The 18,730-nt window shown below is 72.4% G+C and carries 19 protein-coding genes; 1 reads left to right on the forward strand and 18 read right to left on the reverse strand.

Annotated features, from left to right (window positions below; translation table 11 throughout):
* Nucleotides 1–142 precede the first annotated feature (142 nt).
* The 16 genes from dprA to proS form a co-directional block, all read right to left on the reverse strand.
* On the reverse strand, nt 143–1,309 hold the full coding sequence (gene dprA / locus AB0O19_RS33070; protein WP_363624877.1) for a DNA-processing protein DprA: 1,167 nt from the start codon (nt 1,307–1,309) through the stop codon (nt 143–145).
* Nucleotides 1,310–1,317: 8 nt separating this feature from the next.
* Nucleotides 1,318–3,171, reverse strand: a complete 1,854-nt coding sequence (locus AB0O19_RS33075) for a YifB family Mg chelatase-like AAA ATPase (RefSeq protein WP_363624879.1) — start codon at nt 3,169–3,171, stop codon at nt 1,318–1,320.
* Between the two features lies 1 nt (nt 3,172).
* Nucleotides 3,173–3,742: a YraN family protein gene (locus AB0O19_RS33080; RefSeq protein ID WP_363624881.1), complete on the reverse strand. Its 570-nt coding sequence runs from the start codon at nt 3,740–3,742 to the stop codon at nt 3,173–3,175.
* Between the two features lie 168 nt (nt 3,743–3,910).
* Entirely contained in the window at nt 3,911–4,237 is a 327-nt protein-coding gene (locus tag AB0O19_RS33085; RefSeq protein ID WP_030056781.1) for a DUF2469 domain-containing protein, read from the reverse strand.
* Between the two features lie 55 nt (nt 4,238–4,292).
* A complete protein-coding gene (locus AB0O19_RS33090; RefSeq protein ID WP_363375893.1) occupies nt 4,293–4,766 on the reverse strand; it encodes an NUDIX domain-containing protein in 474 nt (157 codons plus the stop codon).
* A gap of 112 nt (nt 4,767–4,878) precedes the next feature.
* Nucleotides 4,879–5,634: a signal peptidase I gene (gene lepB, locus AB0O19_RS33095; RefSeq protein WP_363624883.1), complete on the reverse strand. Its 756-nt coding sequence runs from the start codon at nt 5,632–5,634 to the stop codon at nt 4,879–4,881.
* A 145-nt stretch (nt 5,635–5,779) separates the two neighbouring features.
* Nucleotides 5,780–6,796 (reverse strand): signal peptidase I, encoded by a 1,017-nt coding sequence (lepB, locus tag AB0O19_RS33100; RefSeq protein WP_363624885.1) that lies wholly within the window; start codon nt 6,794–6,796, stop codon nt 5,780–5,782.
* Nucleotides 6,797–7,036: 240 nt separating this feature from the next.
* Complete coding sequence (lepB, locus tag AB0O19_RS33105; protein ID WP_363624887.1) at nt 7,037–7,894, reverse strand: signal peptidase I; 858 nt, start codon at nt 7,892–7,894, stop codon at nt 7,037–7,039.
* A gap of 226 nt (nt 7,895–8,120) precedes the next feature.
* Nucleotides 8,121–8,774, reverse strand: coding sequence for a signal peptidase I (lepB, locus tag AB0O19_RS33110; RefSeq protein WP_363624889.1), 654 nt, complete (start codon nt 8,772–8,774; stop codon nt 8,121–8,123).
* Nucleotides 8,775–9,159: 385 nt separating this feature from the next.
* On the reverse strand, nt 9,160–9,510 hold the full coding sequence (rplS, locus tag AB0O19_RS33115) for a 50S ribosomal protein L19 (protein ID WP_063347674.1): 351 nt from the start codon (nt 9,508–9,510) through the stop codon (nt 9,160–9,162).
* Nucleotides 9,511–9,664: 154 nt separating this feature from the next.
* A complete protein-coding gene (trmD, locus tag AB0O19_RS33120) occupies nt 9,665–10,483 on the reverse strand; it encodes a tRNA (guanosine(37)-N1)-methyltransferase TrmD (RefSeq protein ID WP_363624922.1) in 819 nt (272 codons plus the stop codon).
* A 35-nt stretch (nt 10,484–10,518) separates the two neighbouring features.
* Nucleotides 10,519–11,187, reverse strand: coding sequence for a ribosome maturation factor RimM (gene rimM, locus AB0O19_RS33125; RefSeq protein WP_363624891.1), 669 nt, complete (start codon nt 11,185–11,187; stop codon nt 10,519–10,521).
* 130 nt (nt 11,188–11,317) lie between these two features.
* The gene (locus AB0O19_RS33130; RefSeq protein WP_030056773.1) at nt 11,318–11,557 is read right to left on the reverse strand and encodes an RNA-binding protein; all 240 of its coding nucleotides are present in this window, start codon (nt 11,555–11,557) and stop codon (nt 11,318–11,320) included.
* 2 nt (nt 11,558–11,559) lie between these two features.
* Entirely contained in the window at nt 11,560–11,988 is a 429-nt protein-coding gene (rpsP, locus tag AB0O19_RS33135) for a 30S ribosomal protein S16 (RefSeq protein ID WP_063347676.1), read from the reverse strand.
* Nucleotides 11,989–12,469: 481 nt separating this feature from the next.
* The gene (locus tag AB0O19_RS33140) at nt 12,470–13,048 is read right to left on the reverse strand and encodes a hypothetical protein (protein WP_063347677.1); all 579 of its coding nucleotides are present in this window, start codon (nt 13,046–13,048) and stop codon (nt 12,470–12,472) included.
* A 398-nt stretch (nt 13,049–13,446) separates the two neighbouring features.
* On the reverse strand, nt 13,447–14,859 hold the full coding sequence (gene proS / locus AB0O19_RS33145; RefSeq protein WP_363624893.1) for a proline--tRNA ligase: 1,413 nt from the start codon (nt 14,857–14,859) through the stop codon (nt 13,447–13,449).
* Nucleotides 14,860–15,253: 394 nt separating this feature from the next.
* Here proS and AB0O19_RS33150 point away from each other — a divergent pair, with 394 nt between their 5' ends.
* A complete protein-coding gene (locus AB0O19_RS33150) occupies nt 15,254–15,958 on the forward strand; it encodes a methyltransferase domain-containing protein (RefSeq protein WP_363624894.1) in 705 nt (234 codons plus the stop codon).
* 185 nt (nt 15,959–16,143) lie between these two features.
* Here the strand turns inward: AB0O19_RS33150 and ftsH are convergent, their stop codons facing one another.
* The gene (gene ftsH / locus AB0O19_RS33155) at nt 16,144–18,087 is read right to left on the reverse strand and encodes an ATP-dependent zinc metalloprotease FtsH (RefSeq protein ID WP_363624896.1); all 1,944 of its coding nucleotides are present in this window, start codon (nt 18,085–18,087) and stop codon (nt 16,144–16,146) included.
* A gap of 93 nt (nt 18,088–18,180) precedes the next feature.
* Nucleotides 18,181–18,723, reverse strand: coding sequence for a GNAT family protein (locus AB0O19_RS33160; RefSeq protein ID WP_363375916.1), 543 nt, complete (start codon nt 18,721–18,723; stop codon nt 18,181–18,183).
* Nucleotides 18,724–18,730 lie beyond the last annotated feature (7 nt).

Genomic DNA, 18,730 nt, shown 5'->3' on the forward strand with positions numbered 1-18,730 from the left:
ACCGCCACTCGGTCGTCCCCCGATCCGGTGGCGTTCGCGCCACCGGATCCGGGCACGCGAACGGACGAACCGGAGCAGCAGGTCAGCCGGGCGATTCCGACACTCCCTCCCCACGGCACGGATGTGCGCTCCGTTCCGACCGTCACCTCCTCCGCACCAGGCGCCAGTGCGCGCCGTGCCGCTCGACGTAACCGAGCGAGCCCAACTCGTAGAGCCGCTGCAGTACTTCGTCCGGAGGGAGTCCGGACTGTCGGGCCAACCGCTCGATCGGCGCGCCCTCCGCCGTCGCCGGGACGGCCTCCAGCACCCGGGCCACCGCCGGCTCCAGCAGATCCCTGGGCAGGACCGGGCCGCTGCGCTGCGGAGCCAGGTCGTCCCCGATCGCCCCGATCAGTTCGGCGATCTCGGCGGAGTCGGTGACCAGCGTGGCGCCGCCGCTGCGGATCAGGGCGTGCACCCCGGCCGAGAGTTCCGAGGTCACCGGGCCGGCGACGCCCATGGTGTGACGGTTGAGGTCCCGCGCCCGTCTGGCCGTGCTCAGCGCGCCGCTGCGCATCGCCGCCTCGACCACCACCGTGCCCCGGGTGAGCGCCGCGATGACCCGGTTGCGGAGCACGAAGCGGAAGCGGTTCGGGTGCTCCCCAGGCGGGAGTTCGCTGACCAGCAGCCCCTGGACACCGATCCGCCGGATCAGTTCGGCGTTCCCCTTCGGGTAGGCCACGTCGACCCCGCAGGCGAGCACCGCGATGGTCATCCCGCCGACGGAGAGCGCCCCTCGGTGGGCGGCCGCGTCGATCCCGTAGGCGGCTCCGGACACCACGACCCAACCTCGCTCGGCCAGTTGGGCCGACAACTCCCCAGCGACGTGGGCGCCGTAGGCCGTGCAGGCCCGGGAGCCGACCATCGCCACCGAGCGGAGCGCGAGCAGCCGCAGCGACCCCGTGCCGGTCGTCCATAGCCCGATCGGGCGCCCGTCGCCCAGATCGTCCAGTTGGCTGGGCCATTCCGTGTCCCCCGGAATGATGAAGCGTCCACCGACGGCTCGTACCCGTTCCAGGTCCTCGGCCGGGTTCGGACCGGGGAGTCTCGCCTGGTAGCCGGCCAGCCGGGGGCCGTCCAGTCCGGGGTGCGCGGGCACCGTCCCGTCGCGGATCGCCCGGACGACGTCGGCTGCGGAGAGCTGACCGAGCCACCGGCCGACCACGGCGTCCCCGGGCTCGCTCAGCCGGCTGAGTACGGCGCGGGCGAGGCGCTCCGGATCGGGACCGGACTCGGGCTCTGCCCGGCCGGGAGGCTGAAGGTGCGTCATCATCGGGTTCATGCCTCACCGCCCTCGTTCGCCGGATGCCGGTCGCGTTTCCCGGACCGCTTGGCGGAGCCGGACCGGATGGATCGGCCAGGGGCATCGGGGCGGTCCGACCGACCAACACTCTCCGGGCCAGGACTCTCCGGGTCAGGGCAGTCGGGACGATCGGGCTTCTCGAACCGGCCCGACCGGCTCTGCCCTTCGGGCGGCTCGTCGACCGGCCCGCTGCGCTGGGCCGGGATGCCACCGAGTCGGCCGTAGACCCGCTCGCCCAGCGGCAGCCCCTGCTCGACGCCGGTACGCAGGACCAGTGCGGTGCGAACGTCCCGCTGGTCCGGCCGATCGCGACCGGCGAGGTCGGCGACCGTCCAGGCGACCCGGAGCACCCGGTCCAGGCCGCGGGCGGTCAGCACCCCTCGCTCCAACTGGCGGGCGACGTCGTTCAGTGCGCCGGGGGCGAGCTGCCAGCGGGTCCGCAGTTCGTGGCCCGGGACTTCCGCGTTGGTCCGCCACGGGGTGGCCGCCAGCCGGGTCGCCGCCCGTTCCCGCGCGGCCAGCACCCGGGCCGCGACGGTCTCGGTGTTCTCCGCCGTGGCGTCCCGTTCCATGAGTTCGATCCTCGTCACCGGGGCGACCTGGACCTGGAGGTCGACCCGGTCCAGCAGCGGCCCGGAGAGTCGCCCCTGGTAGCGGCTGACCATCGCAGGAGTGCACTCGCAGCCCTCACCCCGCCGTGAATGCCGGCCGCACGGACAGGGATTGGCGGCCAGGCAGAGGAGGAACCTGGCCGGGAGCCGGAGTGAGCCGGCCGAGCGGGCGATCACCACCTCGCCCGACTCCAGCGGCTGGCGCAGTGAGTCGAGCACCCGGACCGGAAACTCCGGCGCCTCGTCCAGGAACAGCACGCCCCGGTGGGCCAGCGAGACCGCCCCCGGTCTCGGCAGGCCGCTGCCGCCGCCGACGATCGCCGGCATCGTCGTGGAGTGGTGCGGGGCGCAGTACGGCGCCGTGTCGATGAGCGGGCGCCCTGCCGGGAGCAGCCCGGCCACCGAATGCACGGCGGTGACCTCCAGGGCCTCCTTCTGGGTCAGTGGCGGGAGCAGCGAGGGCAGCCGCTCCGCCAGCATCGTCTTGCCCGCGCCCGGTGGGCCCTTGAGGTACAGGTGGTGACCGCCGGCGGCGGCGATCTCCAGGGCGCGCCGGGCCTCGTACTGTCCGGCCACGTCGGCCAGGTCGAGGCGCGCCGACTTGTCGTCGGACAGTCCCCGGACGCCGGCGCTGGGCAGCATCAGGCCGGCCATCAGCGGATCCGGCCGGCCGCCGATCGGGTCGGGCGGCTCCTCCGGCGCGGGCGCGCCGGTCAGGACGGCGATCAGCTGCCGCAGGCTGCGGACGCCGATCACGGTCACGCCCGGGACGAGCGAGGCCTCGGGCGCGGTCTGCTCCGCGACCACGACCCGCTGGTATCCCGCGTCGGCCGCGGCCAGCACCGACGGCAGCACCCCGCGGACCGGCCGCACCCGGCCGTCCAGTCCCAGTTCGCCGATGATCAGCAGCTCGGCGATGGAGGAAGGGTCGAGCCGCTCGGCCGCGGCCAGGACGGCGCAGGCCACCGCGAGGTCGAAGCCACTGCCGCTCTTGGGCACCGAGGCCGGACTGAGCCCGACGGTCAGCTTGCGCTGCGGCCAGGCCTCACCGCTGTTGACCACGGCCGCGCGCACCCGGTCGCGGGCCTCGGACAGCGCCTTGTCGGGCAGGCCGACCAGGGTGAACGCGGCCACCCCGGGCTCCAGGTCGGCCTGGACCTCGACGATCACTCCGTCGACGCCGACCAGCGCGACGGAACAGGTACGGGCGAAGGCCATCTCAGACCACCCCCCGCAGGTGGTCGACCAGGGCCGCACCCCGGGCCCGGTTGACCACGGCCACCAGGTCGATCCGCACGCCCCCGGGCGGAGCGGGCGGCCAGTGCGGGTCCGTGGGCCCGGGGTCGTACCCGGGACCGGCCAGCCGTGCGAAGTGGCCCGGCCAGCGTTCGGCCATCCAGCGCTCCGCCAGGCGTTGCAACCGGGCGGCCTTGGCCTGGCCGATGGCCTCGCTGGGTTGTTGGAAGCCCCGCTCGGAGCGGGTCTTCACCTCGCAGACCGCCACGGTGTCGCCGTCGAGGGCGACGATGTCCAACTCACCCTCGACACAGCGCCAGTTGCGGTCCAGGATGCGGAGCCCGGCCTCCGTGAGACGGCGGGCGGCGACCCGCTCGCCGTAGCGGCCGAGCCCGTTGTTGGTACTGCGGCCGCCGGCACTGCGGCCCGGGCCCGGCCCGGTTCCGTCCCTCGTGTCGTCTTTCGTGCCGTCCCGCGCGGCTGCGGCCGCTCCGGCCTGGTCCAGTACGGCCGCACCCGGTACGGCCTGGTCCTGCGTGATCGTGTTCTGCACGGTGACCACCTCCGCCGTGGAGGTTGCACCGTCGCGCACGGCGGGGCCGGGGATTTCCGGTTCCCTGTGGATAACTCGAGCCTGTGGATAACTTTTGTCACCCGCAGGAGTGAGACGCCCCGATCGCGCGAAATTCCGCTGGACAACGCCGGTCCGAGCAGTCCAACGTCAGTTCCCGAAGCCGGACTCGTCCGAGGGCAGCTCCAGATCGCTCTTCGCGAGTTCCTCGATGTTCACGTCCTTGAAGGTCAGCACCCGGACCTTACGGACGAACCGGGCCGGCCGGTACATGTCCCAGACCCACGCATCCGCCATCGACACCTCGAAGAAGACCTCGCCCTGCACCGAGTGCACCTGCAGCTCGTAGTCATTGGTGAGGTAGAACCGTCGCTCGGTCTCGATCACGTACTTGAACAGGCCGACGACGTCCCGGTACTCCCGGTAGAGCTTGAGCTCCATCTCGGTCTCGTACTTCTCGAGATCTTCGGCACTCATCCAGGCGTCCCCTCAACTTGTCACGTCCACCCATTGTGGACCACCGCACCCACGCTCAGAGCCGTACCGGGGCGACCGGCGGGCCCTCGGCCAGCAGTCGCTCCAGGAAGTCCGCCAATCCGACCGGGTAGACCGTCTCGGCGGTCCCCCTCAGCTCCTCGACCGTCCACCAGCGCGCCGCGAGCAGTTGGGCGTGTTCCTCCTCGCCCATCCCCGAGTGGTCGAGCCCCGTCTCCGTGGTCCGGGCCAGATGGAACCACTGATCCTGCTCGTAACGCCGTCCCTGAAAGGAGAACGACACCGTGCCGTACGCCACCAAGGGCCCCAGGTCCACACCCCGCAGGCCGGTCTCCTCCGCGAGTTCCCGCGCGGCGGCCTCCCGCACGTCCTCCCCGGGCTCCAAGCCGCCGCCGGGCGTGAACCACCACGCCTCCCCCGGCGTCGCCGGGTCGGAGCCCAGGAAGAGAAGGATGCGGTCCTGCCCGTCCAGCAGCAGGATCCGCGCCGCCCTGCGCCGTTGTGCCGTCATGGCAGCGCTCCACGCTCCTTCCGTTCGCGTCGGTGGCGCTACCGATCCTGCCACCCGGCGCCGCCGTCCGGGGCGATGTTCGGCAGAGCGGCCCGGGCCGCGACGACCGCGATCAGGAGCTGCGCCCCCGGCTGAGCCGGCGGGCCAGGCCCGCCACCCCGCCCACCGCCGAAGTCACGAGGATCAGCGCCGCGCCCGCAACGGTCGCGAAGGCGGCCGGTTGCAGCGGCCCGGGCGCACCGGCCTTCGGTCCGGGAAGCCCGTCGAAGGCCGCGGTTCGGCCGAGGTCGCCCACCCGGCCGAACGGCATCACGGTGGCCTCGACCCTGGCCTCCACCGCGCCGGCCGGGACGGTCCCGCCGTCGACCTCCAGGTGGGTGCGGGAGTCGAGCGAGCCCAACCGGTTGTCGCCGAGCAGGAACAGCCGCCCCGGCGGCACCGTGACGCTGAACGAGGAGCCCTGCGGGCCCTGCGCCGCGAGGTACGGCTCCTCCACCGCCTGTCCGTCGACCGTCAGCCGGTGGTCGTTGCCGGTGGCCGCGACGGTGTCCCCGCCGACCGCGACCACACGCTTGACCATGAGCTCGCCACCCCAGTCCTGGTCCCGGAAGACCACGACGTCCCCCCGGCCGACGGCCCCGCCGTCGATCTTCCGGGCGAGCACGGTGTCCCCGATCCGAAGCGTGGGGGACATCGAGGCGGTCGGGATGCTGTACGGCCGGTAGTCGATCGCGATCAAGGCGAAGCCGCCGATCATCAGCACCAGCCCGAGCGCGATCGCGACGCCCTGCAGCACCGCTGCGGGCCGGCGGCCCGGACGGGCGGGCGAAGCCGGGTGGTCGGCCGTCTGCTCAACGACACCGCTCATCGAATCCGTCCACCTCTGGCCGACCGGAGAACACCACTGGCACGCCGGGGGCGCCGGCGGAAAAGCCGACGGGCCGTGGCACGTCCGAGCAGATTACTCGTCGGTACCACGGCCCGCGCAAGGGCTGGGGAGAACCCGGTGGAGCTCAGGAGTCCTTCCGGCCGTCCCTCCGCTCCCGCACCCGACGCACCAGCGGAAGCAGCGCGACCGCGCCCACCGCGCCGGCCACGGGAGGCGCCAGAGGCGCGGCCGCCGCCAGACCCTTCTGGTCGAAGGTGTTCGGCACCGAGAGCGTCGACCAGTGGCCGACCGGCCAGGCCACGACGAAGGCCCGCCCGATCACGTTGCCCACCGGAACGGTGCCGCCACCCGGCTGGTCCATGTGGAAGCGGGAGTCCAGCGAGTCGGCGCGGTGGTCGCCCATCACCCAAATCCGGCCGTTGGGCACCTTCACCGGGTCGAACGGGTGGTCACCGCAAGGGGTGTTGCCCTGGTAGACGTACGGCTCGTTGAGCGCGACGCCGTTGACCTTCACCGGCCCGGTGCCCTGGCACTCGACGGTGTCCCCGCCGACCGCGATGACCCGCTTGATCAGGTCCTTCTCGTTGGCCGACGGCATCAGACCGACGAAGCTGAGCACGTCCTGGACGCCCCGGACGAAGGAGTTGCTGCTCTGCGGGGTCGGCTCGTCGTTCAGCCAGCCGCCCGGGTCGTGGAACACCACGACCTCACCGCGCTCGGGCTCTGCTCCGAACCAGGGGGTCAGCTTGTCCACCAGGACACGGTCACCGACCTGCAACGTGTTCTGCATCGACTCCGACGGAATGGAGAAGGCCTGGACGAAGAAGGTCTTGATCACCAGCGCCAGGACCAGCGCGATGCCGACCAGGATCGGCAGTTCCTTCCAGAAGGAACGCTGCTTGCGCTGCTTGCCGGGGGCCTGCGACTCCGACTGGTCCGCCGACTCGGCGCCGGGCCGGTGGGACTCCGAAGAGCCCCCGGTGGGGCCCTCCGTCCCGTCGCCATGCTCGTCGGCGGTCTGGGCCGCCGCGTCCTCGACCGAGGCCGAGGACGCACCGGACTCGGCGGACCGGGCCGCTCGACCGCCAGAGCCCTCGGGCTCGCCGGCACCTGAGCGGGCGCCGATCACCACATCCCCCACAACGTCTCCTCCCTGCTGTGCGGACGCCCGCGCGCCCGCGCTCACAGTGCCGCACAGCGGGCACCACGCTCACCACGACCATGGACGCTTCGGGACTGCCCATCGCGGGCTCCCCTGACACCAGCACAGCCTCGACGCACGACCGGGACCTCCCGGCCGCACCTGCACTTCTCTATCACTCCAAGGCATCCGGCTCGCGGTCCCACGCGCGCGGCCCGGCCGCGAGACGCCCGGCCCGGCTCACTCGGGCGGCCGCCCTGGCCGGCGAACGACGGCCGGAAGGATGCCCAACACACCCATAACGAGCGGAGGTTCCATCGGAACCGGCCCAACGCCCACGGATTCCGGCGCAGTTCCGCGCGCCTGCGGAGCCCGCGCCAACGAGGAGAGTGAACTCGGCACGCCAAGTTGATGGAGGCGGTCCAGCGGCCAGGCGTTCATGAAGGCCCGGCCGACCACACCGCTCAGCGGGATGGTCCCCTGCCCCGGGTTCCCCATGTGGAAGCGGGAGTCGGCGGACACGTCCCGGTGGTCGCCCATGACCCAGAGCCGGCCCTGCGGCACCCGCACCTTGAAGGGCTGCCGGGACGGCGGGTTGGCGGGCGCGAGGTACGGCTCGTCCACCGGCGTGCCGTTGACGCTCAACCGGCCCTGCGTGTCGCAGCACTCCACGGTGTCCCCGCCGACGCCGATGACCCGTTTGATCAAGTCCTGCTCGCTGTCCGACGGCAGCAGCCCGACGTAGGTGAGGACCTGCTTGGCCGCCCCCAGCACCGGACCGTCGTCGGACGGTTTGTGGTCACCCTCCAGCCAACCGCCCGGATCCTTGAACACCACCACGTCGCCGCGCTGCGGCTCGCTGCCGAACCAGGGGGTCAGCTTGTCCACCAGCACCCGGTCCCCCACCTGGATGGTCTGCTCCATCGAGCCGGAGGGAATCACGAACACCTGGAGCAGGAAGGTCTTCATCACCAGCGCGACCAGCAACGCCACCACGATGATCAGCGGGAACTCCCGCAGCAGCGACCGCTTGCGCCGCCGGGCCGCGCGTCGGGCGCTGCGGCGGCGATCGGCCCGGCCCCGGACCGGAAGCACCACGGCTGGGCCCGCACCCCCGGGGGAGGCGCCTCCTGGTCCGGCACCGTCAGATCCGCCACTCGCGGGGTCGGCATCCACACGTCCGGCATCCGCAGGTCCGGCTTTCACACGTCCGGCATCCACACGCCCGGCCTCCGCAGGTCCGGCACCTGTGGATCCGGCGCCGATCGGTCCGCCGGCGCCCGGCTCCGGAACCGGGCGGTCCGCCACCCGGCCCCTGCCCCTGCTACCTCTGCTCCCCATGACCGCCCGTCCCCGCAGTCGCGGCGAAGGCTGCGGGCCGGTCCAGGCCGGTCAAGCGCGAGAACGGGTAGACCACCCAGTCCGCCCGGCCGATCACCCTGCTCTCGGGCACGAAGCCACCGCCGGGCTCGCCGAGGTGGTCGCGGGAGTCACGGGAGGCGCTGCGGTGGTCCCCCATCACCCAGAGCTTGCCGGTCGGCACCACCACGTCGAAGGCCACGCTCGACGGCTGGTCCCCCGGGGCCAGGTAGGAGGACTCGTCGATCGGCACCCCGTTGACGGTGATCGGCCCGCCCGGGCCGGTGCTGGTCACCCGGTCCCCGCCGACGCCGATCACCCGTTTGACGTAGACCGTGTTCCCGGCCGGGGCCAGCCCGAGGTCCCGGCCGAGCGAGCTGAGCCCGTCCCAGAAGCCGGTCGGCCCACCCGACCCCGGCAGGAAGGAGCCCGTCCCGTCGAAGACCACGACGTCGCCCCGCTGGGGGTGGCCGCCGAAGGCATAAGCGAGCTGGTTCGCGATCAACCGGTCGCCCGGTCGCAGGGTCTCCTCCATCGAACCGGACGGCACCGAGAACGGGCGCGCGACGAAGGCGTTCACCAGCAGCAGGGCCAGCAGGCAGATCCCCACGAGCAGCAACAGGTCCCGAGAGCGCGAGTGGCCCGGCTCCTCATTCCCCGGCGCGCGCTCACCTTCCGGCGCGCTCCCACCTTCCGGTGCACGCTCGCCCTCCGGCGCGTTCTCACCCTCTGGTGCGTCCTCGCCCTCGGACGCGGCCTCGCCCTCCGGCGCACCCCCGGCGTCCGCCCGCGGGTCCCCACTGGGGCCGGATCCCTCCCCACCGGGCCCCGGGACGACCCCCGAAACGACCGCGGACCGCGACAGCGAGTCCGCACCGGTGGGTGCGGGACTGCCGTCGCGGTCCGCGGGTGGTTCGTGCGTGCTCATCGGGGGCTGAGCTTACCGTGCGGCGGCCCGGCCCCTCAGAGCGATCCGATCCCCCGGCGAGGCCGGGGACGGTGGATCAGCGGTCGCGCTTCTCCTTGATCTTCGCGGCCTTGCCGCGGAGGTCACGCAGGTAGTACAGCTTGGCGCGGCGAACCGCACCGCGGGTCACGACCTCGATCTTCTCGACGACCGGGGTGTGCACCGGGAAGGTGCGCTCCACGCCGACGTTGAAGCTGACCTTGCGAACGGTGAAGGTCTCACCGACGCCGGCGCCGTGGCGGCGGATGACGACGCCCTGGAAGACCTGGACACGGGAGCGGTTGCCCTCGATGACCCGGACGTGGACCTTCAGGGTGTCACCGGCGCGGAAGGCCGGAATGTCGCTACGCAGCGAGGCCGCGTCGACAGCAGCGAGCTTGTTGCTCATGTTGCTCTCCATCGCAGGCGCCACGGGCCGCCCACGGAAGTTCGTCACAATGGGGTTTGCTGCGGGCCGCATCGGCTGACGACGATCCCCCCGTGGCGAGGGCGCCGGTCCACGTGGCCCCTACGAAGGGGGCCCAGCAACAGACAGCAGCGGCCTATTCTTCCACACCGACGGCCACGGACCGAAATCGGCCGAGCTCCTCGTCCCAGGCCAGACCGAGGATGCTGAGCGCCTCCCGGTCCTTCTTGTCGAAGGCGCCGTAGCGCCAGCGCTCGACCAGGTCGGTGCGGTTCGCCAGGGTCCGGGCGAAGGCCTGTTCCCGCCGCCAGCGGGCGATCCGGCCGTGGTTTCCGCTGAGCAGCACGTCCGGCACGGTCCGGCCGCGCCATTCGGCGGGCTTGGTGTAGACCGGGCCCTCCAGCAGGTCGGCCATCGCACCGGGCGCGAAGGAGTCGTCCCGGTGGGACTCGGCGTTGCCGAGCACCCCGGGCAGCAACCGGGCGATCGCCTCGACCATCACCAGCACGGCGACCTCGCCACCGGCCAGCACGTAGTCGCCGATCGAGGCCTCGACCACCGGCATCCGGGTGGCCGCCTCCTCGATGACCCGCCGGTCGATGCCCTCGTACCGGGCGGGGGTGAACGCCAGCCAGGGGCGGCTCGCCAGTTCCTGGGCGAGTTCCTGCGTGAACGGCCGCCCGCTGGGGGTGGGCACGACGAGCGTCGGCAGCTGACCCTCGGGCCCGCCGGCGACCACCGCGTCCAGCGCCTCGCCCCACGGCTCGGGCTTCATCACCATGCCGGGGCCGCCGCCGTACGGGCTGTCGTCCACGGTCCGGTGCACGTCGTGGGTCCACTCGCGCAGGTCGTGGACGTGCACGTCCAGCTGGCCGCGGGAACGGGCCTTGCCGACCAGCGAGATGTTCAGCGGGTCCAGGTACTCGGGGAAGATCGAGACGACGTCGATCCGCATCCCGTCCTGGACCTGCGCGACGCCCTCCTCCACCGTCACTCCGACCCCTCCGCGCCCTTGGCACCGGCCGCACCCTCGGCGCCCTCGACACCCTCAGCGCCCTCAGCGCCCTCGACACCCTCAGCGCCCTCGGCGTCCTCGGCGTCCTCGGCGTCCTCGCCCTCGGCGGAGGCACCACGGGCGACCTCGGCCTGCTCGGGTTCGATCAGGCCGACCGGCGGGGTGATCACGGCACGCTGGTTCTCCAGGTCGATGGTCGGCACGATCTGGCGGACGAAAGGCACCAGCACCTCCGTCCCGTCGGCCTTCTCCACCGTGAGCAGGTCCTGGTACGGCAGGTGGACGACCTCGGTCAGCTCGCCGACGAGGGTGCCGTCGAGCAGCACCACGTCCAGGCCGATCAGCTGGTGGTCGTAGTACTCCTCCGGGTCCTCGGGGCTCTCCTCCGGGTCGACCTCGGAGATGAGCAGCGTGCCCCGCAGCGCCTCCGCCGCGTTGCGGTCCTTGACGCCGACGAAGCGCAGCAGCAGCCGGCCGCTGTGCACCTTGCCGGACTCGATGGTCAGCGGGCCCACCGACGCGGGGTCGGTGAACAGGACGGCACCGGGGCCGAGCCGGAGCTCCGGCTCGTCGGTACGGACCTCGACGCTGACGTCCCCCCTGATGCCGTGGGCGCGGCCGATCTTGCCGACGACGAGCTGCACGGTGATCGTTCTCCTGGAGTTCCTAAAGCGGGACGGAATGCGGGAAGCGCGAGAAACGCGAAAAGGCCGACCGGGACGACATGCGTCCCGGTCGGCCTCACAAGCCCTGACGGCTGAACGAGCAGCTGCGTCAGCGAATGTTGTCCACGTCGACCAGGTCGACCCGGACGTTGCGACCGCCGAGGGCGCCGACCACGGTGCGCAGTGCGCGCGCCGTGCGGCCACCCCGGCCGATCACCTTGCCGAGGTCATCGGGGTGCACTCGCACCTCGATGGTGTTGCCCCGACGCAGGTTGCGCGAGCGCACCTGCACCTCGTCGGGGTGCTCGACGATGCCCTTCACCAAGTGGTCGAGGGCGTCCTCGATCACGCTCAGGCCTCGGCGGCGGCGTCGGCCTCAGCCTCGACCTTGTCCGACTTCTTGGCCTTCGGGGTGATGGCAACACCGGTGGTGGCGTCCTCGAAGCCGGCGACGGCCTTCGCGAACAGGTGCGAGAAGTCCTCGACCTTGGGCTCGGCGACCAGCAGCGGCGCCGGGGCCGGGAGGCCCTTGAACTTCTGCCAGTCGCCGGTCAGCTTGAGGATGGCGAGCACCGGCTCGGTCGGCTGGGCGCCGACGGACAGCCAGTACTGGGCGCGGTCGGTGTCGACCTCGATCTTCGAGGGGTTGTAGGTCGGCTGGTAGATGCCGATCTCCTCGATCGCGCGGCCGTCACGCTTGGTGCGCGAGTCGGCGACGACGATGCGGTAGTGCGGGGAGCGAATCTTGCCGAGACGCTTGAGCTTGATCTTGACTGCCACGGGAGTGGATTCTCCTGGTGTTGACGTGGGTGAGCGGCCGCGCCGTCGCGTGGGGTTGCGCCGTGGGCCGTTCAAGGGACACGCCAGCCGTAGGAGAGAGGGGTCCTGCTCGGCTGCCGAGTACTCAGCTGTCCATTCTGCCATACCGGCGCGAACCGCCTTCGCTCGGCCATCCACAGGAGGCATCCCGGCTGCATCCCAGCCGCGCCCCGGCCGCGCCCCAGCCGCGCCCCAGCCGCGCACCCCAGCCGTACACCCGGCCGTCCGCGGGCCGCGCACGACCCTCCGGAGGCCGCCCCCCGACCGCCTCCGCAGGCCCGTCCACAAGGCGCGACCGGGAGCCCTCGCTCCCGGTCCGCCCACGAACTCACCGATGTACCGCTCGCTCCGGCCGGATCCGCTGCCCGCACAGCCGTCCGCCGGCCTTCCCCGTCTTCTGGTGTTCCGGTCTAACGATCTCCCGGTCCGGTGGACCGATCGGTCACGAGATCTTGAACGGCTGCTGGCACGCGCCGCAGACGATGGACGCCTGGGCGAGCACCGACGGCACGACCCGGACGTTCCGCCCGCAGCCGCACACCGCCTTGACCCGGACGCCGCCCCCGGAGGAGCCGTGCCGGGCGGCCGGGCCGCGGAAGGCCCGCGTCGTACCGTCGCCGGCCACCGCCTCCTGGTGCGCGCCGAGGGCGCGGTCCAGTCGCTCGATGGTCTCCGCGTAGCGCTCCTGGGTCTCCTTGAGCATGGTCACCTGGGAGAAGCCGCTGCTCGCGTGCGGTTCGACCGGGTGCGCCAGTCCGAGCTCGGAGGCGAGCAGCAGGAAGCGCCGGTTGTGGTAGCGGCCGGCTCGCGAGGTGTCCCGGATGTCCCGGGCCGCGGCCAGACCGTGGGCAGCCTCGTGGAGGAGCCGCTCGAAACCGAGCCGGGTGCCACAGGCCGAGGAGGATTCGCCGATCAGGGCCTCGGGCGAGGCCAGATCGGGGAGGTCCTGGTGGTGGGCCTGGATGTCACTCCAGGCGGCGGCCAGTTCGGCCGCGAGGACGAGGGGCTGTGTCGTGCTCACGCTAGACCAACGATGGAGTGCGAGCCGATGTTCCGCATGTTCTCGTTCTTCGGGAATTCCCAGGAAACTCCCAGGAATGCATGGTCGCGCGCGAATTGCGCGTTCCGGATCTGACGCAAGACCAACCCCCTGCCGGTTTCGGCTCGCCGCAGCTCGGCGGGCCTCGTGAATTCCGTCCGGGGGCGGGCTGTCGCCCCCTGGACGTACGGCCCGTGGACCCGTCGAGTTGACAGGGCCACGGGCCGTACACCGTACCGCTATTGCGTTAATACCGGCAGTTGACCGGCCAGTAGGGATGTCCGCGGTCGGGGCGCCCCTCGGACAGTTACCGGATTCTTACTCATCCGCATTCCGGGCAAATGTCGCCGACAACGGTCATTACCTGCTGGTAACAGGCATCAGTACGCGCGGGCGACGATCGCGATATTGCCGTCCTGGTCGTCCGCCAGCGGCACCGAGCCGTCGGCCGCGACAATGCAGCGCACCGAAACGCCCTGCTCGGCCAGCTTGGCCTCGCCCTCCGGGCCGAGGTCGGCCCAGGAGATCCGGCCCCAGCCGGTCGCGGCGGCCTCGGCGGCCTCCTCGATGGTCTTGACGTCGACGGTACGGGCCTCGCGGCGCTCGCGGGACTGGCGCAGCAGCAGCGTCTGGTCCTCCTCCAGGATGCCCGGGACCAGCGCGGCCAGGGAGTCGATGGAGACGGGCTCCTTGCCGCCGGGGATCCGGCGGGCCAGCATCGCGGTGCCGTTCTCGAGGTCGCGCGGGCCGACCTCGATGCGCAGCGGCACGCCCTTGAGCTCCCAGTCCACCGCGCGGCGGCCGAACGGGGTGTCGGTGCGGTCGTCGACGACCACCCGGACACCGGCGGCCTCCAGCGTGGCGCCGATCTCGCGCACCTTGGCGATGACCGCGTCGTCGCCCTTGATGGCGAGCACGACGGCCTGGACGGCGGCCAGTCGCGGGGGCACCCGCAGGCCGTTGTCGTCGCCGTGGGACATGATCAGGCCGCCGACCATGCGGGTCGAGACGCCCCACGAGGTCTGCCAGACGTACTCGCGCTCGGCGCCCTGGAGCTGGTAGGTCGTGTTGAACGCCTTGGCGAAGTTCTGGCCCAGCTCGTGGCTGGTGCCCATCTGCAGCGCCTTGCCGTCGCCCATCATGCCCTCCAGGGTGAGGGTGTTGATGGCGCCGGCGAACCGCTCCTTGGCCGTCTTGCGGCCGAGCACGACGTCGATGCCGAGCACGTTCGTCATGAAGTCGCCGTAGACCTGGGTGTGGATCATCGACGCGTACGCGCGGGCGTCCTCGTAGGTGGCGTGGGCGGTGTGGCCCTCCTGCCAGAGGAACTCGGTGGTGCGCAGGAAGACGCGCGGGCGCAGCTCCCAACGGACCACGTTGGCCCACTGGTTGATCAGCAGGGGCAGGTCGCGGTGGCTCTGCACCCACTTCGAGAAGTACTCGTTGATGATCGTCTCGGAGGTGGGCCGGACGACGACCGGCTCGTCGAGCTGCTTGCCGCCGCCGTGGGTGACCACCGCGAGCTCGGGGGCGAAGCCCTCGACGTGCTCGGCCTCCCTGGTCAGGTAGGACTGCGGGATGAACATCGGGAAGTAGGCGTTCTGAGCGCCGGCCTTCTTGATCCGCGCGTCCATCTCCTGCTGCATCCGCTCCCACAGGCCGTAGCCGTACGGTCGGATGACCATGGTGCCGCGCACCGGACCGTTGTCGGCCAGCTCGGCCTTGTTGATGAGGTCCTGGTACCAGCGCGGGAAGTCTTCCGCCTGAGGGGTGAGAACGGGTGCCTTAGCCATGGCCCGAATGGTACGGGGCGCGGCCCCCTGACTTCGAATCGATAACACGCCCGCGGCCGCCGGACGGACGACCGCCGCACCCGCCGGACGGACGACCGCGCACCCGCCGGCGGCAGGAGGCGGCACCCGCCGACCGCAGGGGGCGCACGACCGCGACACGCGCGCACCACCCTGCACCCCTCTGGACGCCGGGCCCGACCCGCTGTTCGCTGGAGTGGGGCGGGACTTTGGGGGAGCCGTAGCAGCACACCGAAGGACCGGATGGGAGGCCGCGATGGCTTCAGCTCGGACGACCGGCACGACCGTACGACCGACAGGCGCACGACCGCACCACCCGCAGCCCGGGGCGGCGCGGCCCGCGCGGGCGCGCGACTGGGCGGAGATCCAGGAGCGCATGCTGGTGCCGCTCTACGAGGCGGTCCACGACCGGCTGGAGGTCGGCCCGGCGACCAGTGTGCTGGGCCTGGGCTGCCGGTCCGGACTGGCGCTGCTGCTCGCCGCCGGGCGCGGTGCCCAGGTCACCGGCCAGGAGCCGCGGGACGAGCTGCGCGAGCTGGCCCGTGGCCGTCGGCTGCGGGTGTGCGCGGGGGCCCGGCCGACCGCCGCCGTCCCCCGCTCGGCCCATTCGCTGGTGACGGTGTTCGAGCAGTTGCCCGGTTGCGCCGAGCCGGGTGCGGTGGTCGTCGAGGCCGCCCGGCTGACCCTCCCGGGCGGGCACGTGGTGCTGGCCGCCTGGGGCCCTCCGGAGCGCTGCCAGAGCGCCCCGGTGCTGGACGTGGCGCGTCGGCGGGCGGGCCGGACCACCGCGCGCGACCCGTTCGAGCTGAGCACGCCCGGCACGCTGGAGGACCTGCTCGCCCCGGCCGGCCTGCGCCCGGCCGGCAGCGGGCGGGTGAGCTGCCCGTTCGCCTACGCGGACCTGGACAGCGCGGTGCGCGGCCTGCTCTCCACCGGTCTGTTCGAGGCGGCCGAGGAGTTCTCCGGCGCGTCGCTGGTCGCCAAGGAGCTGGAAGAGGCGCTGCAGCCGTACCTGCGCGCGGACGGCTCGGTCCGGATGGAGAACGTCTTCCGCTACCTGATCGCCGAACGGCCCCGGTAGCGGCTGGCGGCGGCCGACCCCGACGGCGTTGGGAACGGGGCCCACGGCGACGCCCGGAACGAGCCCCCGGCGGCACTGGGAACGAGACCCCCGGCAGCGATCGGAACGGCCCGGGCGACAACAGATCCGGCAGCGACGAAACCGGGGGCGTCCGCCAGCGCGGCGAGCGCCCCCGGCCCGCCGGTTCACGCCTGGTCGAGCGACTTCTCGTCGGAGCCGGAGCCCTTCCGCGGCACCCCGGCCGCCCGGTACGCCTGCTCCTCGTCCAGCGTCTCCCCCTCCAGCAGCGCCGCCGCCAGCGCGTCCAGCCGGGCCCGCTGCTCGGTCAGCAGCCGCACCGCGTCCTCGTAGCACTCGGCGACGATCCGCCGGGCCTCCTCGTCCACCGCGTCGAGGGTGGTCGGCGCGGCGGAGAGCCCGTAGGCGCCCTGCGGGTCGGCGGGCACCGCGGTCAGCCGCCCGACCCGCTCGCTCATCCCCCACCGGCCGGCCATCCCGCGGGCGATGTTGGTGACCTGCTCCAGGTCGCTCTCCGCCCCGGTGGTGATCACCCCGTAGACCACCTGCTCGGCCGCCATCCCGCCGAGCGCGCCGATGATCCGGCCGCGCAGGTAGGGCTCGGTGTACGAGTAGCGGTCGTTCTCCGGAGTGGACAGGGTCACGCCGAGCGCCCGGCCGCGCGGCACGATGGTGATCTTGCGGACGGGGTCGGCGCCGGGCTGCAGCATGCCCAGCAGCGCGTGCCCGCTCTCGTGGTAGGCCGTGCGCTCGCGCTCCTCCTGCGGCATCACCAGCGGCCGGACGGCGCCGAGCTGGACCTTCTCCAGGGCGTCCGAGAGGTCCCGCTCGTTCACCGCGTCCTGCTTGCGCTTGACGGCCAGCAGGGCGGCCTCGTTGACCAGGTTGGCGAGTTCGGCGCCGGTCATCCCGGGGGTGACCTTGGCCAGCCGGGTGAGATCGGCGTCGCCGGCCAGCGGGACGGTCCGGGTATGGATGCGCAGGATGGCGGCGCGGCCGTCCCGGTCGGGCGGGCTGACGGTGATCCGCCGGTCGAACCGGCCGGGGCGCAGCAGCGCCGGGTCGAGCACGTCCGCGCGGTTGGTCGCGGCGATCACGATGACGCCCTCGGAGCCGGTGAAGCCGTCCATCTCGGTGAGGATCTGGTTGAGCGTCTGCTCGCGCTCGTCGTGCCCGCCCATGCCGCCGCCCGCGCCGCGCTGGCGGCCGATGGTGTCGATCTCGTCGATGAAGATGATCGCCGGGGCGACCTTGCGGGCCTCGGCGAACAGTTCGCGGACCCGGCTGGCGCCGACGCCGACGATCATCTCGATGAACTCGGAGGCGGAGGCGGAGAAGAACGGCACGTCCGCCTCGCCGGCGACGGCCCTGGCGAGCAGGGTCTTGCCCGTCCCGGGCGGGCCGCTCAGCAGCACGCCGCGCGGCATCTTGGCGCCGAGCCTGCGGTACTGCTGCGGGTTCTTCAGGAAGTCGACCACCTCGGTGAGTTCGGCCTCGACCTCGTCGATGCCGGCCACGTCGGCGAAGGTGGTGCGCTTGCCCTGGTCGGCGGTGACCGGCTTGGGCGGGGCCTTGCGGCCGAGCGCGCCGGCGCCCAGCCCGCCGGCCATCCGGCGGGCGAGCAGCACCCAGATCAGGATCAGCAGCACCATGGGGGCCAGCGAGATCAGCAGGTTGGCGAGGAAGCTGCGCTGCTGGACCACCGGGGAGGTGGCGGTGACCTCGACGCCCTGCTGCTGCAGCGTGGTCCACAGGTTGTCGTTGGCGAAGGACGGCCGCTGGGTGGCGAAGTCGGTGTAGTCGCCCTTGCCGCCGTCCGGTTTGGGCTGGGCGCTCTTGAGGGTGCCCTCGATCGCGTCGCCCTTGGAGTAGATCTTGGTGATGTTGCCCTTGTTCAGCTGGTTGTTGAACTCGGTGTAGGAGATCGTGGTGGCGCCGGCGTTGCCGAAGAAGGACAGCAGCAGGTCGGAGATCAGGAACACCACGAGCGCGGTGAGGGCGAGTCCCATCCAGCCGCCGGGCATCCGGCGGCGGGGCGGCGGCGGGGGCGGGGCGCCCTCGGACCGCCAGGGCTGGTCGGGGGTCTGGCGCGGCGGCACGGGTTCGGTCACCCATCGGACGATACGGACGCGGGCTCGGGCGAGCCACCCGAAACGCCGCGCCGAGCACGCCCCTGACCAGCCGCGACGGCGCCCCGCCCGTGACTACGCCTCCGCGCCCGGCCACTCCTCGGCGGTCAGCGCGAACCGCTCGTGGTCCCGCCAGTCGCCCTGGAGGAACAGCATCCGGGGGGTGAAGCCCTCGTGCCGGAAGCCCAGCCGCTTGGCCATCGCGACCGACCGCTCGTTGTCCGGCTGCACGTTGATCTCCAGCCGGTGCAGGCCCAGCCCGCCGGCCGACTGCGGGGCGAAGCAGCGGTCCAGGACCAGCCGCAGCCCCTCCGTCATCCGCCCGGTGCCGGCGAACGGCAGGTACGCGTCGTAGCCCAGCGCGCCGTTGCAGAACCGGCCCATCACGATGTTGGCGACGTTCACCTTGCCGACCAGCCCGCCGGTGTCCCGGTCGACGATCAGGAAGGTGCGCAGGCCCGGCCCCTGGCGGTCCAGCAGTTCGGCCAGGCCGTCCGGCTCGACCGGGTTCCACCGCCCGATGTGGTCGGCGGACCGTCGGACCGCCTCGGCGTACACGTCCTTGTCCTCGGCCCGCGGGGCCCTGATCGTCACTCGCACACCACCATCATCGGGCATGCGAGCG

This window comes from Kitasatospora sp. NPDC091276, from assembly GCF_040684355.1.
Lineage (GTDB): Bacteria > Actinomycetota > Actinomycetes > Streptomycetales > Streptomycetaceae > Kitasatospora.